The 16,442-nt window shown below is 37.0% G+C and carries 19 protein-coding genes; 8 read left to right on the forward strand and 11 right to left on the reverse strand.

Features of this window, described 5'->3' with window-relative positions:
- Positions 1–168: 168 nt before the first annotated feature.
- Both OQX63_RS21245 and glmM read right to left on the reverse strand, forming a co-directional pair.
- Positions 169–1,317 carry a cysteine desulfurase family protein gene (locus OQX63_RS21245; protein WP_265852812.1) on the reverse strand — a complete coding sequence of 383 codons (1,149 nt, stop codon included), beginning with the start codon at positions 1,315–1,317 and terminating at the stop codon, positions 169–171.
- 126 nt (positions 1,318–1,443) lie between these two features.
- Entirely contained in the window at positions 1,444–2,829 is a 1,386-nt protein-coding gene (glmM, locus tag OQX63_RS21250; RefSeq protein ID WP_265852813.1) for a phosphoglucosamine mutase, read from the reverse strand.
- Positions 2,830–3,168: 339 nt separating this feature from the next.
- Between glmM and OQX63_RS21255 the strand changes: the two genes are divergently transcribed.
- The 5 genes from OQX63_RS21255 (at position 3,169) to OQX63_RS21275 (ending at position 6,616) form a co-directional block, all read left to right on the forward strand.
- Positions 3,169–3,900 (forward strand): class I SAM-dependent methyltransferase, encoded by a 732-nt coding sequence (locus OQX63_RS21255; RefSeq protein WP_265852814.1) that lies wholly within the window; start codon positions 3,169–3,171, stop codon positions 3,898–3,900.
- The gene (locus OQX63_RS21260) at positions 3,897–4,460 is read left to right on the forward strand and encodes a phosphatase PAP2 family protein (protein ID WP_265852815.1); all 564 of its coding nucleotides are present in this window, start codon (positions 3,897–3,899) and stop codon (positions 4,458–4,460) included. The genes OQX63_RS21255 and OQX63_RS21260 overlap by 4 nt, the downstream gene beginning before the upstream one ends.
- 3 nt (positions 4,461–4,463) lie before the next feature.
- Positions 4,464–5,180: a ZIP family metal transporter gene (locus tag OQX63_RS21265; RefSeq protein ID WP_265852816.1), complete on the forward strand. Its 717-nt coding sequence runs from the start codon at positions 4,464–4,466 to the stop codon at positions 5,178–5,180.
- 169 nt (positions 5,181–5,349) lie between these two features.
- Complete coding sequence (locus OQX63_RS21270) at positions 5,350–5,955, forward strand: Uma2 family endonuclease (RefSeq protein ID WP_265852817.1); 606 nt, start codon at positions 5,350–5,352, stop codon at positions 5,953–5,955.
- A gap of 67 nt (positions 5,956–6,022) precedes the next feature.
- Positions 6,023–6,616, forward strand: a complete 594-nt coding sequence (locus OQX63_RS21275) for a Uma2 family endonuclease (RefSeq protein WP_265852818.1) — start codon at positions 6,023–6,025, stop codon at positions 6,614–6,616.
- A 76-nt stretch (positions 6,617–6,692) separates the two neighbouring features.
- Here the strand turns inward: OQX63_RS21275 and OQX63_RS21280 are convergent, their stop codons facing one another.
- The 4 genes from OQX63_RS21280 to OQX63_RS21295 form a co-directional block, all read right to left on the reverse strand.
- Positions 6,693–6,836, reverse strand: a complete 144-nt coding sequence (locus tag OQX63_RS21280; protein ID WP_158554515.1) for a DUF5522 domain-containing protein — start codon at positions 6,834–6,836, stop codon at positions 6,693–6,695.
- A gap of 75 nt (positions 6,837–6,911) precedes the next feature.
- The gene (locus OQX63_RS21285; protein ID WP_265852819.1) at positions 6,912–7,853 is read right to left on the reverse strand and encodes an exonuclease; all 942 of its coding nucleotides are present in this window, start codon (positions 7,851–7,853) and stop codon (positions 6,912–6,914) included.
- A gap of 42 nt (positions 7,854–7,895) precedes the next feature.
- Positions 7,896–8,513, reverse strand: coding sequence for a dephospho-CoA kinase (coaE, locus tag OQX63_RS21290; protein WP_265852820.1), 618 nt, complete (start codon positions 8,511–8,513; stop codon positions 7,896–7,898).
- The gene (locus OQX63_RS21295; RefSeq protein WP_265852821.1) at positions 8,513–9,460 is read right to left on the reverse strand and encodes a YbbR-like domain-containing protein; all 948 of its coding nucleotides are present in this window, start codon (positions 9,458–9,460) and stop codon (positions 8,513–8,515) included. The genes coaE and OQX63_RS21295 overlap by 1 nt, the downstream gene beginning before the upstream one ends.
- 177 nt (positions 9,461–9,637) lie before the next feature.
- Here OQX63_RS21295 and OQX63_RS21300 point away from each other — a divergent pair, with 177 nt between their 5' ends.
- Entirely contained in the window at positions 9,638–10,579 is a 942-nt protein-coding gene (locus OQX63_RS21300; protein ID WP_265852822.1) for an energy transducer TonB, read from the forward strand.
- A 52-nt stretch (positions 10,580–10,631) separates the two neighbouring features.
- Here the strand turns inward: OQX63_RS21300 and yajC are convergent, their stop codons facing one another.
- From yajC to OQX63_RS21325, 5 genes are all read right to left on the reverse strand, one after another.
- Positions 10,632–10,952, reverse strand: coding sequence for a preprotein translocase subunit YajC (yajC, locus tag OQX63_RS21305; protein ID WP_184466845.1), 321 nt, complete (start codon positions 10,950–10,952; stop codon positions 10,632–10,634).
- A 64-nt stretch (positions 10,953–11,016) separates the two neighbouring features.
- A complete protein-coding gene (locus OQX63_RS21310; RefSeq protein WP_265852823.1) occupies positions 11,017–11,475 on the reverse strand; it encodes a DUF1573 domain-containing protein in 459 nt (152 codons plus the stop codon).
- A gap of 2 nt (positions 11,476–11,477) precedes the next feature.
- The gene (nusB, locus tag OQX63_RS21315; RefSeq protein WP_090499931.1) at positions 11,478–12,428 is read right to left on the reverse strand and encodes a transcription antitermination factor NusB; all 951 of its coding nucleotides are present in this window, start codon (positions 12,426–12,428) and stop codon (positions 11,478–11,480) included.
- A gap of 50 nt (positions 12,429–12,478) precedes the next feature.
- The gene (locus OQX63_RS21320) at positions 12,479–13,567 is read right to left on the reverse strand and encodes a Glu/Leu/Phe/Val family dehydrogenase (protein ID WP_265852824.1); all 1,089 of its coding nucleotides are present in this window, start codon (positions 13,565–13,567) and stop codon (positions 12,479–12,481) included.
- A 392-nt stretch (positions 13,568–13,959) separates the two neighbouring features.
- A complete protein-coding gene (locus OQX63_RS21325) occupies positions 13,960–14,127 on the reverse strand; it encodes a hypothetical protein (RefSeq protein WP_265852825.1) in 168 nt (55 codons plus the stop codon).
- Positions 14,128–14,200: 73 nt separating this feature from the next.
- Between OQX63_RS21325 and OQX63_RS21330 the strand changes: the two genes are divergently transcribed.
- Both OQX63_RS21330 and OQX63_RS21335 read left to right on the forward strand, forming a co-directional pair.
- A complete protein-coding gene (locus OQX63_RS21330) occupies positions 14,201–15,991 on the forward strand; it encodes an ABC transporter ATP-binding protein (protein ID WP_265852826.1) in 1,791 nt (596 codons plus the stop codon).
- 79 nt (positions 15,992–16,070) lie between these two features.
- Positions 16,071–16,394, forward strand: a complete 324-nt coding sequence (locus OQX63_RS21335) for a DUF3276 family protein (RefSeq protein ID WP_265852827.1) — start codon at positions 16,071–16,073, stop codon at positions 16,392–16,394.
- Positions 16,395–16,442: the final 48 nt, after the last annotated feature.

Below are 16,442 nucleotides of genomic sequence, written 5' to 3' on the forward strand. Positions count from 1 at the left end.
ATAAAGCGGATACCGGCCATGTGCCTAAGGCCTGCAGGCGTATGAGCGAAAAGCAGGACGAACATTAAAATGAAAAGCCGCGTTTGCTTTCCTAAAAAATCAGCAGTTTTTTTGCCCACAAAAAAGTCCCGATTTTCACCGGGACGCTCCTATTTGGTTAATGATATTTTATGCTAAAGCATTCTGCTTTACTACCATTTTAACTTTTTCGATTACATAATCCAAATCCTCTTTAGTAGTGTATTTACTAAATGAAAAACGCACCGATGGACGGTTTGGATCGGCATTGATACCATTTAGCACATGCGAGCCAATGTTTGAACCTGAAGAACATGCGCTACCGCCCGAAGCGCAGATACCATTGATATCCAAATTGAACAATAACATATCGGCCATGTCCATTTCAGGGAAAGAAACATTTAGTACCGTATATAAACTTTTATCGGCATCGGTTTCGCCATTGAAGCCAATACCTGGAATTTCGGCAATTAATTGTGTTTTTAGATAATCTTTTAGGCCTTGAATGTACGACTGATGCTGATCCATTTCTGCATAAGCAATTTCTAAGGCCTTAGCTAAACCCACAATACCATATACATTTTCGGTACCGCCACGCATGTTGCGCTCCTGTGAACCGCCGTAAATCATCGGCGGGATTTTGATATTGCTGTTTACGTATAAAAAGCCAACGCCTTTAGGTCCGTGAAGCTTATGCGCAGCACACACAATAAAATGTGCTTTAAGCTCACGTACGTTATGTGGATAATGACCCATGGTCTGAACGGTATCAGCATGGTAAATGGCATTATATTTCTCGCAGATATCGCCAACTTTCACCATATCGGTCAGTGTGCCCAACTCATTGTTGGCATGCATCAAAGAAACGAAAGTACGTTCGTTATTTTGAAGCAATTCTTCTAAATGGTTGTAATCGATATTGCCTTTTTCATCAATATTTACGAAACTTAATTTATCAATTTCACCATTTTTAAGCATGGTATTTAAAGTATGCTCAACAGCATGGTGCTCTATTTTTGAGGTGATGGCATGTTTGATGCCATAAGCTGAAATGCCGCAGCGGATAGCGGTATTATCGGCTTCAGTGCCTCCGGAAGTAAAAAATATCTCAGATGGAGATGCATTTAGCAGACCAGAAACGGTTTTACGGGCCTTTTCTACCAGCGTTCTCACCTCACGGCCAAGTGCATGAATAGCAGATGGATTACCGAAATAGTTTTCCATCACGTTTGTCATTTCTGCGATTACTGCTGCATCTAAAGGCGTTGTGGCCGCGTTATCTAAATAGACCCTTTTCATTTCTATGAATATTTAAAAGTTAGTGTTGCAAAGAAGCCTTGTACGGCAGCTCTGTTTAAATGTTCAGGATTAATAAATAATTAAATCCTGAACAGGTATGCTTGATCCCAAAATCCGTTTTAGAGATTAAAGGTGTAATATTTCTTTAATATCGGAAATCATTTTGTTCGCCAAATTTTCGGCAATGGTTTCATTTTCTGCTTCACTGTAAATCCTGATGATTGGCTCCGTGTTAGAGCGGCGCAAATGTACCCAAGTTTTATCAAATTCTATCTTCAAACCATCAATGGTGCTGTAGGGTTGGTTTTTATATTTCTCTTCTACCTGTTTCAATAAATGATCGATATCCATTTCCGGAGTAAGGGTAATCTTATTTTTAGAAATGTGGTATTGGGGATAGCTTGCCCTAAGTACCGAAATAGATTTACCAAATTTAGCTAAATGCGTTAAAAATAAGGCAATTCCAACTAAGGCATCTCTACCGTAGTGCGATTCAGGATAAATGATACCACCGTTTCCTTCGCCGCCAATAATGGCATTGGTCGCTTTCATTTTGTTTACCACATTTACCTCGCCCACAGCTGAAGCATTGTATGCTGAACCTGATTTTTCGGTTACATCGCGTAATGCACGGGTTGATGAAAGATTTGAAACCGTGTTTCCAGGTGTATTTTTTAATACATAATCGGCAACAGCAACTAAGGTATATTCTTCACCGAACATGCTGCCATCTTCATTTACAAAACATAAACGGTCAACATCAGGATCTACAACGATCCCTAAATCAGCATTTTGTTTCTGAACTTCTTTAGCTATTTCGGTTAAATTTTCTGGTAGCGGTTCTGGATTGTGCGGGAAGTGCCCGTTTGGCGTGCAATATAATTCTACAATTTTACTTACACCTAAGGCCTTTAATAAAGCTGGCACAAAAATACCACCTGTAGAATTTACACAATCAATTACAACTTTAAAATCAGCCTTTTTAATCGCCTCCACATCAACCAATGGTAAGGCCAAAACTTTATCGATGTGTTTTTGCAGGTAAGTATCATTTTTGATTACTTTACCTAGTTTATCTACCTCTGCAAAATCAAAATCAGCACTTTCTGCTAAATCTAAAACTTCTTTGCCGTCAGCATCACTAATAAATTCTCCGCTGGCATTTAATAACTTTAAAGCATTCCATTGCTTAGGGTTATGGCTAGCAGTTAAAATAATTCCACCTCCGGCATTTTCATCAGGAACGGCAATTTCAACGGTTGGCGTGGTTGATAAGCCTAAATCAATCACTTCAATACCAAGGCCTTGCAGGGTTCCAACAACCAGATTGTTGACCATCTCGCCCGAAATCCGGGCATCGCGGCCTAAAACTATTCTTTTGTTGCCTGTTTTATTTACCACCCAGCTACCGAAGGCCGCTGTAAATTTCACAATATCAAACGGTGTTAAGCCGTTTCCAGCACTTCCGCCGATGGTTCCCCGTATTCCTGAAATCGATTTTATTAGAGTCACTTCTTATAATTATTAGAGGCCAAAAATAAGAAAAAAAACAAGATAGCTGTTATTTAAACCGAGTTGCAGGCATTAAATTACATAGTTTTTATATCTACCTATACGATCAATTTTATAGAGCAGTGTTAAGCACCAAAACTAAATGCTCGTTTATTTAAATGTGTGATTGATTTTTATAAATAATCTTTTCAAGCTTTCATGTAAGAAGTTGATTTGCTTGCAATAAAAAATCAATTCATAATATTCTTGCAACTTTATTGCATAAAAGCACATTCTACCTTTACTAGCGATTGTAAAACCTTATATTTGCATCTTTTTAAAGATACAAACGGCTTTTATATGCAGCGCAAGTGGTTTCAATATTGGTTCAATTCGCCATATTATCATATTCTTTACCAACAAAGAAATGATGCTGAAGCCGAATTTTTTATTGATAAGCTTACGGATTATCTCCATCCAAAAGCCGAAGCGAAAATGCTCGATATTGCCTGTGGGAAAGGCCGGCATTCTATTTACCTGAATAAAAAAGGTTTCGATGTTACGGGCATAGATTTATCAGAACAAAGCATAAAGTACGCAAAGCAATTCGAAAACAGCAAATTACACTTTCTTGTTCACGATATGCGCAAGCTGTTTTACATCAATTATTTTGATGTAGCTTTAAACCTATTTACTAGTTTTGGTTATTTTGACACAGAAAAAGATCATGTTAATGCGCTTAAAACTTTTCGCAAGTGTTTAACCGCAGAGGGTATTTTGGTGCTGGATTATTTCAATACCGAGAAGATCATCCGCAATTTAAATTCCTGTGAAACAAAATCACTGGATGACATTACTTTTCACATCACTAAAAATGTTATTGATGGGAAAATTATTAAAAAGATCAATTTCGAAGATAAGCACAAAGTATATCACTTTGAAGAGCGTGTACAGGCATTTAGTTTTGAAGATTTTGAACGCATGCTGGGCAAAGCAGGGATGGTTATCGAAAAAACCTTCGGCAATTACGACTTAGCTGATTTTGACAAAAACAGTTCAGACCGGTTAATTTTAATCTGTAAAAAAGCATGATAGAAAGCATACAGCAGTTTGATGTAGAATTGTTTTTGAAAATCCACCGTGGACTTTCAAACGGCTTTTTTGATTGGCTAATGCCGCTCATGCGCAACCGTTTCTTTTGGTCGCCACTTTATCTTTTTATTGTTATTTTCTGCATTAAGCAATATAAAAAACAAGGTTATTATATCATTGGGATGGTACTGTTCACCTTTGCTATAGGCGATTTAATTGCCTCCAGGGTTGTAAAACCCTGGGTATCGCGTGTGAGGCCTTGCAATGATTTAAGTTTAACGAACGATATCATCCACCGTGTGCCTTGTGGAAGCGGTTTAAGTTTTCCATCCGCGCACGCTACCAATCATTTTGCTATAGCCGTTTTTTTAATCTGCATTTTTTACAGCAGATGGAAACCTATTTTACCAATTGGCCTTTTCTGGGCTTTTATTATCAGTTTTGCGCAGGTATATGTTGGCGTTCATTACCCCGTTGATGTAACCACAGGTGCCTTACTAGGCATAATAATAGGCATTATCTGTTCAAGAATATTTAAAAAATTACAACCTGATTTTTAACCTATGGAAATCTGGAAACTCTGCGTACTCTTTTTCTGTGCCTTTTTAGGCGGAACCGCTATCTTTTTGGTTAAAAGCGATAAATCTAAATTACTTAAACTGATTTTATCTTTCAGCGGAGCCTATTTATTTGCCATAACCGTTTTACATTTAATTCCAGATGCTTATAGCGGACCGGATAAAGGGCAGATTGGCATTTTTATCCTTATTGGATTTTTATTACAAATATTCTTAGAACAGTTTTCAGAAGGTGTAGAACATGGGCATATCCACAAACATCATGATGGGCATGTTTTCCCATTTGGTATTATGATCAGTTTATGTTTGCATGCTTTTTTAGAAGGAATGCCCCTGGCTAAAGAACAGCATAACGAATTGATTTTTGGCATTTCGTTACACCACATTCCTGCCGCTTTTGCGTTGGCGAGTATATTGATGCAGAACCATTTTAAAAAAGGCAGTATTATATTTTACCTGATTGTGTTTGCCATTATGGCTCCGCTTGGCTTTTATGTAAGCGTTGGTTTAAGCAACGGCACTATTGGCGGCCTTGATGCTTATTTCAATAAAATTATGGGTATTGTTATCGGTATTTTCTTACATATTTCTACCACCATATTATTCGAATCGAGTGCTGATCATAAAATCAATACCCGTAAGATGATCGCCGTTTTATTGGGAATTGGAGTAGCATTGATCGGTTTTTTTACGGGGCACTAGTTCAATTAACAATTTTCAGTTGGCAGTTTTCAGTTGACAGTTTTTCAGTTGATGGTTGATGGTTTAGAGGGTTAGCAGTTAACCATTACAAGCAAATCCATTATCCGTATTAAACGTTTAAATCGCTTATTTATTTAACATTTATGGAAAAACATCCATAAATTTAAATATGGATGAAATTGTAAATGAACCTGCCGTAGCTTATCAAAAAAGGCATTTTACTATTGAGGAATACCTGGAGATGGAAAAATCATCACCAGTAAAACATGAGTATTATCAAGGAGAGATCTTTGCCATATCTGGTGCCGGACTTAATCACAATGAAATTTTCAGTAATGTTTTTGTGGAAATAGGCAACAAACTTAAAGGCAAGCCATGCAGACCTTACGGAAGTGATATGCGCATGAACATCCCGGAGAATACCTTGTTCACGTATCCTGATATTTCCATTTACTGCAATGGTTTAAAACAAAGCGATGTTGATGAAAACAGTTTTACGTTACCTACTGTAATTATTGAAATCCTTTCACCTTCAACCAAAAATTATGATAGAGGCAAAAAGTTTACGCTTTATAAAGATATCCCGTCATTAAAAGAATATGTTATGATTGACTCAGAATCGGTTTCAGTAGAAGCCTATTATCTTGATGATAGGCAAAATTGGGTCGTCAATAAACATGAATTGATTTCTGATCGGGTAAATCTTGTGTCAATGGGATTCGGCATAGCCTTAACCGACATTTATAATCATGCGTTGTTTAATGATGCAATTTGATTGTGTTTGCATCTTTAATTGGGAATTTAAATCCTTAACCTTTCTTACCGATTTTATAAATAATGATATGGATGAAATTGTAAATGAACCTGCTGTAGCTTATCAAAAAAGACATTATACTATCGAAGAATACCTGGAGATGGAAAAAGCATCAATGATAAAGCATGAGTATTATCAAGGTGAGATCTTCGCCATGTCTGGTGCAGGAGAGAATCACAACGAAATTTTCAGTAATGTTTTTGGAGAAATAGCCAGCAAGCTTAAAGGCAAGCCATGCAGACCTTACGGAAGTGATAAACGAATGAATATTCCAGAGAATACTTTATTTACCTATCCGGATATTTCCATTTATTGCAATGGTTTAACACCTAGCGATGTTGATGAAGATACCTCTATTTTACCCACTGCGATTATTGAAATCCTTTCTCCTTCAACCAAAAATTACGACAGGAATAAAAAATTTACCTTATATAAAGATATTCCATCTTTAAAAGAATACATTATGATAGATTCGGAATCTATTTCTGTGCAGGCATATTACATTAATGAAGAAAAAAAGTGGACACTAAGTGAGCATAAAGATATTTCTGATACTTTGACCTTTGTTTCGATGGGATTTGATATGGCACTAAGCGATATTTACTATTATGTTCGCTTTTGAGATAAAGTCTTGATCTATAAAGAGCTAACTGCAAACTATTTACAGTTTCATTGGCAACTGGAAACTGTTAACTGAATTACTTTTTCTCTTTCTTCTTTCCATAGCCCCAAGGGCAGTGTTTGCACTTATTTTTACAGCAATAACCACGTTTTAAATGGTAAGTTTCAGTAAAAACCATTAATCCATCTTCGTTAAAATAAAAATCTTCGCCTTCTTTCATAATGCAATAATGAATGATTGAATGTTTATTGGATATCTGAAGATTCTGAAACAAGTTCAGAATGACGACCCTTGATTAATTAAGTATTTTAACCTCAAGTTTATCTTTAAAATATTCTTTAAGCTGTTTACCGTCACCATGTAAAGTCCATACCTGTTTTGGCTTAACCTGCTCAATGGTTTCTAGAATTGCGTCCCAATCGGCATGATCAGAAATATAAAGTGAAATCCCATTTTGTTGTTGCAGGTTCTTCCATCCGGATGCAAAGGCCCGTACTACATTAATGGCTTTATGGTAACTGTGAAATACCATTGGCGGCACAATATAAACCTGGTGCTCCTGGTTATTTTTCATCACCTTTCTATCGTACATTTTGTAATGCCCTACTTTTACTCCATAATCTTCATAGATTTTAACAAAGGGCATAATACTATGGTGAACCATAATGTTTTTTGTAGGGCAATATTCATTGAGTAATTGGATGATCCGCTGGCTTTTGCCTAGTGCATAAGCACCCAGCATAATATTTGAACTGGTGTTGTTAAGCTTTTTAATTTCTGCTATGGCTGAGGGATGTTTGGTTTCCGGATTGGCAAAAGTGCTTTCTGTAATTAATACATCCGCTTCTACAAATTCAAATGGCTCACAAGTACTATCGGGTTCAATCTTATAGTCACCTGTATAGAGATATTTAACCCCCATATATTCCATTAATACCTGTGCTGAGCCCAAAATATGTCCGGCAGAATAAAAAGTAATGGTAACTTCTTTTATTTTGAAAGATTCATGATAACTTTTGGTAAAAAAATCAACCGCTGCAAATTTACGGTACCTGTGTTTCATGAAAGTTGCGGTAGCAGCAGTGGAGTATACATTCTGGCTTCCACCGATGGCATGGTCGCCATGTGCGTGCGAAACCACTGCCTCTTTAACTGGCTGTTGCGGATCGAGGTAAAAATCGCCGTAAATACAATATAAACCAATTGGGGTAACAGTGATAAAATCTGCTAAAATCATATAAAATAAAAGGATTTAAGGATGATCTGATTGAAGGAGATATTATACATTGACACGCTTAATGGCTTCAGCGGCCTTTAGAAATTGCTGATGCAAGGTTAATACCTGCTCAATGATGGACTGTTGCTCATCATTTACGATAAAATGACTGGCTAGTTTAGATTTCTCTTCGTCACTAAGCTGTTTGTTCATGCGGGCCTTAACCTGTTCTGCCGAAACGCCGTCGCGCTGCATTACCCTTTTCAGCTTAATTTCATATGGTGCAGTAACCAGAATATTGGTATCACACATCTTATAAGAACCACTTTCGAAGAGCAGGGCGGCCTCTTTAAGTGTATAAGGAACATTCTGGGGTATAGTTTCTTCCCAGGCATCAAACGCCCTAAAAACGGCCGGATGAACCAATGCATTTAACTTGGTTAGCGCTTCTTCATTATTAAAAACAATACCTGCAATATGCTTATTGTTCAGTTTTCCATCTTCAAAATAACTTTCTTGTCCGAAAGCAGACTTGATTCCTGCTACCAATACAACATCTTTGCTCATGATTTCTTTAGCAACAGTATCAGCGTAAAACACCGGAATACCCAATACTTCAAAAACCTTACAAGCCGTTGTTTTGCCACTACCTATACCACCTGTTATGCCTACTTTATACATTATTTTTCTACAATGAAATCTATTTTAGATGGGCTTATGTTAACCAGCTTACAATAATCCGGAAATTCGGTTATCTTGACCGTAAACTGATGATGCCCCAAATTTTGCCATTCATCAACATCAATGGTTGCGGTTATAAAGCTTTCATCAACCTGATCGTAATTACTTAAAGCAACTAAAAATGTAACCTTAACCTTTTTTGGATAAAGTTTAATGCTGTTATAGCTCCGGTTATTCGTGATTTTTAAAGGCACCTCGATGGTTTTTTCCGTAAATTCGTCTACAGGGAGCTTAACTTCAACGGATGATGGGTAAATGCTTACATTTTTATGGATGCTGTGCTGTAAAGCTATCCTTGTGGTAATACTGCCCTGTATTTTATCCTGTTTGAGCGTATCGGTCGGCCAAAATGTTATTTTAGAAAGCTCTTCTAAAGGTCCGGCAACCTTTACATATTTAGGATTGAGGATAACATCGCTCGACATACCATATTGTTTTGCAAAACCCAACTTATCAATCAATTTTACCGGAACTTTTTTTACTACGCGTTTGGTAAAATCGAAATAAAGGGTGTCGGGTTTAACAGAAATTACCTTTTGTGTACTTTCTAACTGCCTGTTAATATTAAAAAGCTGATCAGAGAAAACGATAAAATCTTTGGTATTGAGCTGGCTCAGGCTAACAGAAACAGACGGTGGGCTGATTCTTAAACGGGCAAAAAGCAGCTGCCAGCCCGTGCCTTCTACCTGCAAATCTATCGTATCAGACTGTAAAGGATAAAAAGCTCTTTTGGTGGGACTATTTTTAAAAACCAATACCGTTTTGGCTACATAAACATACTTGTTATTTAATGCCATAAAAAGCCATGCAGCTATAGCCAGCAAAAGGCAGGCGAATAAGCTAAATACACGTCTTTTTTCAATCTTCGTTAACGTAATGAAGGGCATAGCAAAATATAAGGTATATATATATGTGCAAAGATTCTCATACGCTGCACTAATAATGCCAAATGTAGCAAAACTAACCTGCTGCTCAAAAACTAATGTATTTAATGATAAATTAATAAGGGGGCTTTGGTAAGATCTTATACAGATAACTATATTCGCAGGAGATAATCAAACAACATGAAAAAGTATATTTTAACATTTATTATCACTTCATTATTTTTTGATGCCTATGCACAAAAGGCTACAATGGTTACTTACTTTAAAAAAGGTATGGTAACCTTAAACAAAGACGATTACGATTATCGGAGGGTAATAGAGGAAACAGATACACCGGCACTTTACAGGTTATCGGAATTTTATCCGGACAATACCGAAAAAACCTCGGCAACGGTTTCGAAATTAGAACCTAAAATTATTTACGAAGGACTTTTTAAGGGCTACAATAAGAAGGGAATACTTACTTCGAAGGTTAATTTCAAAAATGGTATGCTGGTTGGAGAATGCTCTTATTACTACGACGATGGAAAACTTGAGAATGTTTTTCAGTATAATGAAGAGGATAACAATCCTGATAAACAGCGAAAATGGATAACCGGAATAGATTCCTTAGGCAATCAGTTTATTAAAGATGGCAATGGACGATATAAAAAAACGGATAAAGGCGGGTTCACAGAGGAAGGAAGTTACCTTAATGGCTATAAAGACGGAATCTGGAAAGGCACGAGCAAAACAGCCAGTTATGAGGAAATTTACGAGAAAGGCATTTTTAAGTCAGGTTTAACTACACTTGCTGACGGAAAGCAGGTGAAGTATGACAACATAGGGCATCAACCTGAATTTAAGGGAGGAATTGCTGAATTCTATAAATATTTGGGTCGGAATTACAAGTTCCCTTCCGAAGCGCAAAGAAATCGCGTAAATGGCAGATTATATATCTCTTTCGTAGTGGAAAAAGATGGTAGCTTAACCGATTATGAATTTAAAAATAACCTGGGTTATGGCACTCAGGAAGAAGCTGTAAGGGTTTTAAATGAATGTCCAAAATGGATTCCCGGAGTACAGCACGGTATTCCGGTAAGGGTAAAATATAATATCAATATTAATTTGGCGCAGCGCTAAACAAAAAAGCCATCTCTAGGATGGCTTTTTTGTTTAATTTTCTTTTAAAATATTAAGCTTTAGGCGCTACTACAGCTTTGGTTGCATCTAAAGAAACCGCCGATTTATCGAAACGGATTTTCACACCACCTTCAACTTCAATTAAAAAAGTGGTTTCATTCATATCTGCAATACGGCCGTGAATACCAGCAGTTGTTACGATTTTATCTCCTTTTTTTAATTCTTCAACCAATTTTTTGTGGTCTTTAGCTTTTTTAACTTGCGGACGGATCATGAAAAAGTAGAAAACTACCATGATCAGAACCATTGGTACAATTGTAGTTAGCATGTTACTACCACCTGCTGCTGCCTGTAATATTACTGTTGATGTCATTTCTTATTATTTGTTTTTTATGAATTTTGATCATTATGGATGATGCCATAACAATCGAAGCAATTTATTTTTTTTCCAGCACCTCTCCAACCAAATGAACAGTGCTTACCGTTGGATTGGCATTTGATGTTACCGTTATCACTTTATCTTGCATGCCCATTTTGCCTTCGCTGTTGAAAACTACGCTGATTACACCTTCTTTACCTGGCAAAACAGGTTCGCCTGGTACTTGCGGAATAGTGCAGCCACAAGTTGCCGTTGCATTGGAAACGATGAGCGGACTCTTACCTTTATTTTTAAATTTGAAATCGTGCTTAACTTTTTCGCCCTGCGTTAATTTACCGAAATCGAAAATATCGCGTTCGAAAACGATAACAGGTGCGTTTGCAGGAGCAACTTTCGCTGTTTTTGATGTATCATTACCAACCGAAACAGCTGAAGCAGTTTCGCTGGTTTGATTATTTGCATTACGACATGCTACAAATGATAGTGCAGCAAAAGCCAGAATAAAGGTTCTTTTCATTTTTAATCTTCGATTAATCCGCGACCGATCTTTTTAATGGTATTATTTTTCTTAAGATCGCCTAAAATTTTGTCCAAAATACCGTTAATAAATGAATTACTTTTCGGTGTACTGTAATCTTTTGATAACTCCAAATACTCGTTAATGGTTACTTTAACCGGAATAGATGGAAAGTTTAACAGCTCGCAAATGGCCATTTTCATTAAAATGGTATCCATTAATGCAATACGTTCCGATTCCCAGTTTTTAGTCCGATCAGCAATCATTTCCTGATATTTTGCATCGTTCTGCAAAGTATGAACAAATAAATCCTGAACGAATTTGCTGTCTTCAACCCAATCAGCGCTAATTTCAGTCAGTTTATTTTTGAAGGGATCTTCGAATGTAAAGTTTTTTAAGGTTTTGGCAACCATACCTTTCATCACTTCGTGATCTACTTGCCAATTGATGAATTTCTCCTCAAAAACCTGAATAATAGCCTGGTTTTTTAAGATAATTTTACGGAAAATGTATTTAATGATATCTTTTGATGATTCTAAGCTTTCGTTCGGATCGGCCAGATAATCGGCATATTCTTTTGATGCTTTTAAAGAATTGTAAACAGTTTTACGGATTTCCGGATCGAAACCCCAGTCTACCTTATATTTTTTAATTGCAGAAACATATTCGGGATTTTGCTGCAATAAAACGCTAAACTTATTGTGTAGCAATTTCATGTTGGGATTAATATCCTCTGCTGTTTTAATAAACTTATTTGCGCGCTCTGCGGCGTCGTTGGCCGTAAATTCGGTAACTTCTACCATTAAAGATAACATCCAGATGTACATTTCGTACACGCTATCGATGCTCTGCATTAAGGTTTTCAAATCACCTTTAATGTCTTTTTTGTCTGCCATGTGCCAAGCAAAAATATTTTGCAAAGCTTTGATTCTTAAGTGCCTTCTGTTTAACATGAATGTAAGAACGAGTGTGGTTATTTAAAACCTGTTTTAATAATTATGATTTAATATGACGATTTAATTTTTTTAATATCTGCAATCCGTTTCTCGGCAATCCGGTTGGCAGCAATGTTTGTTGATATTTTTTCGGTTTTACTCAATTTAATTACACTGCGTGTAGCATCGTAAATATTCTCGGTAAGCTGTACAGTACGTTTTTTACCAAAACCGGTTAACTCCGAATAGCAGGAAATTAATCCACCTGCATTGATCAGATAATCAGGCGCAAATAAAATCCCTTTCTTTAAGAGTAATTCGCTGTCTAAAACCTCATCTTTTAACTGGTTATTTGCGGAACCTGCAATAATTGCAAATTTCATTTTTTCGATGGTCCTGTTATTAACGGTAGCACCCATTGCGCATGGGGCATAAACATCAGCATCAGTGGTAAATATTTTATCGGCCTCGATTGGTTTTGCTTTATATTTCCGCGCAACATAAGTTAACTGTTCCTGGTTAATATCGCTGATCAATACTTCGGCATTTTCTTTTCTCAACAGTGCAACGAGGTGTTCACCAACATTTCCAATACCTTGTACTACAATGGTTCTACCGGCAAGCATATCTGTACCAAAAACCTCTTTAACACTGGCTTTAATACCTAAATAAACGCCTTGCGCAGTAAAAGGTGCCGGATTGCCCGCACCACCGATTGACTCAGGAACGCCGGTAACATAGTTGGTTTCCATACGGATATATTCCATATCGCGTGTATTGGTACCCATTTCCTCTGCGGTAATAAATTCGCCATTTAGGTTTTTGATAAACCTACCATAGCTCCGCATTAAAGTTTCTGTTTTGTCTTTTCTGGAATCGCCGATAATAACACCTTTTCCACCGCCCAGGTTCAACCCTGTTATGGCAGCTTTATAGGTCATTCCGCGGGATAAACGCAATGCATCTTCTAATGCTTCGCCTTCGGTACTATAACTCCACATACGCGTTCCACCCAAAGCAGGCCCCAATGTGGTATCGTGTATAGCAATAATTGCTTTTAAACCTGTATCTGGATCATTACAGAAAACCAATTTTTTATGCCCATAGACACTTAATTGATCTAAAATTGATGAATCTGACGGAGAATTTGCTGGCATATTAACGTTCGGCTAACCTGCTGCAAAATTAAAATAAAAAACCATTATTACATGTATTTAACCAAACTATAACAAAATTAATTTGGACAGGATTAAATAAACAAAGTTATTAATTTAAAAAAAGCATCATTTATGGAAATATTTTGGTTCGTGGAGAGACGAACCAGGGCTTTGGAGAGAACTTGTATGGTTAAACCATAACAACGAATAGTTAGCTATATTTTTAGAAAAGCAGATTTCGGTTCTTTTAGGTTATGAAAGCCCTGCTATCACTCCAAGTCCTCATTCATTTTTTATTCCAGGCTTTCCGTTCTATCAGGTTTATTTAATAAAACTCAGTTGCTTTTGGCTACTTACCAAGCTCTCGATGACTTATTGCGACAAATACTGCGTTAGGGATTGTAAGGGTTCAGTACCGATCCTTCATCGGTACCGGAGCGAAGCGGAGCCCTGCAAAGCCCGCCCCTTGCGCAGCCTGGGTAACGCCCAAACAGTAAAACTCTTAATCTGCCATACAACGTCATAGTCTCCCAAACCTGTAAGGCTTGAAGAAGTGTCATTAATTTTTAAAGCTTAGCCCCGATTAGATAAATATACATGATGAAATAACAAAATTAGCTAAGTTTGTACAACATGAAACATCTGAGCCGATTAAACAAATACTTTCTCAAGTATAAATGGTGGATTATACCCGGAAGTATTTTCGTGGTGATTTCTAATATTTTTGGCGTAGTGCCTGCCCAGGTGATTGGCTATGCAGTAGACCTGATTAGCGAAAACATTCAGCTTTTTAACCTGTTTGATGGTTTCGATCGGCAACCTATCATTTACGATATATTTAGCAACAACCTTTTGTTTTTTGGTTTGCTGGTTATTGCACTTTATTTATTGCGAGGGTTATTCCTGTTCTTTATGCGTCAAACTATCATATTAATGTCGCGGCATATAGAGTTCGACATGAAGAACGATATTTACCAACATTACCAGGAGCTGAGCTTAGGTTTTTACCGCCGGAATAATACTGGCGACTTATTGAACCGGGCAACCGAAGATGTGACCCGGGTAAGGATGTACGTTGGTCCGGCGATTATGTACACGATTAACACTTTTGTTTTATCACTGCTCGTTATCTGGTCGATGTTTGATGTGAATTCCAGGCTGGCCATCTATTGCCTGTTGCCCCTTCCCTTCCTCGTAATCATTATTTATTATGTAAACACGCTGATCTTTAAAAAAAGCGGAAAGATACAGGAGCGTTTATCAGATCTTTCCAGTTTTGTACAGGAACGTTTTTCAGGGATCAGGATTATTAAATCATATGTCCGTGAAGATTATACCCGGAACATGTTTGAAATCCAGAGCAATGACTATAAAAGGGACTCGATGGGTTTAGTTAAAGTATCGGCTTTGTTTTACCCTACCATGCTGCTATTAATTGGATTAAGTACTATTTTAACCATATATATCGGCGGTATACAGGTGATGAATGGCAGTATTACGGCGGGAAATATTGCCGAATTTATTATTTACATTAACCAGTTAACCTTTCCCGTAACCATGCTAGGCTGGGTTACTTCTTTAATTCAGCGGGCAGCTGCATCACAAAAAAGGATAAATGAGTTTTTAGATATCCCATCCGACATTCAATCGAAAGAGACTGCAGAAATTGAGCTAAAGGGTAATATCAAATTCGATAACGTGAGTTTTATCTATCCTGATACGGGCATTGAGGCTCTGAAAGATGTGAGTTTTGAAATCAATAGCGGTGAATTTGTAGCCATTATCGGCAAAACAGGATCAGGAAAATCGACATTGGCAAATCTGATTATGCGGATGTATGATGTAGAAAATGGCGTTATAGACATTGATGGAAAGAATATCAAGACACTAAGCCTTAAAGATTACCGCAGCCAGATTGGCTTTGTACCGCAAGAGGTTTTCCTCTTTTCTGATACGATAAAAAACAATATAGCCTTTGGTTTAGACGAGGTTACGGATGAAGAAGTGCATGATGCCGCTAAAAACGCTTCGGTTTATACCAACATTATCGATTTCGAAGAAAAGTTTGAGACTATGCTGGGTGAGCGCGGAATAACCCTGTCTGGTGGGCAAAAACAACGGGTTTCTATTGCAAGAGCATTGATTAAATCGCCTAAGATTTTAATCTTCGATGATTGCCTTTCTGCTGTTGATACAAGAACAGAAGAAGAAATACTACAAAACCTTGGTAAAATCATGGCCGGTAAAACAAGTATTTTAATTGCCCACCGGATTTCGACCATTAAAAATGCGGATAAAATTCTGGTACTGGATAATGGCAAAATCATTGAACAAGGCACACACAATGAATTACTTAGGTTAAACGGGAGTTATACGGAGCTTTATAATAACCAACTTTTAGAGGAGGAAACGCGCACTATTTAAATTGTATTAAAATTGTATTTTGAACTTTAAATATTTGCTTTATATTTACCGAAACCAAAAACCAACATCAATACCAACCATGGGAGAATTCGACAACAAGGAAAGAGAAGAAGTTTTTTCAAAGAAAGTAAGAGCAGGGAAGAGAACTTATTTCTTCGACGTGAAGGCTACAAGATCGGGTGATTACTATTTAACAGTTACCGAGAGCAAGAAAAGATTAGAAGACGGTGTGTTTGTAAAACATAAAATCTTTTTATACAAAGAAGATTTCGAAAAATTTGCAGAAGGACTAAATGAAACTGTAGATTACATCAAAACTCACCAGGATGTGGTTGAAAAACGTTATGAATATTCTGAAAATGGAGAACATAGCAGTAAAGCAAGCGACGATTTTACTTTTTAAGTAATTATAATTTCAATAGTAAGCCTCCCGATTGTTAAAATCAGGAGG

The organism is Pedobacter sp. PF22-3 (assembly GCF_026239555.1).
In the GTDB taxonomy this organism is placed as follows: domain Bacteria; phylum Bacteroidota; class Bacteroidia; order Sphingobacteriales; family Sphingobacteriaceae; genus Pedobacter.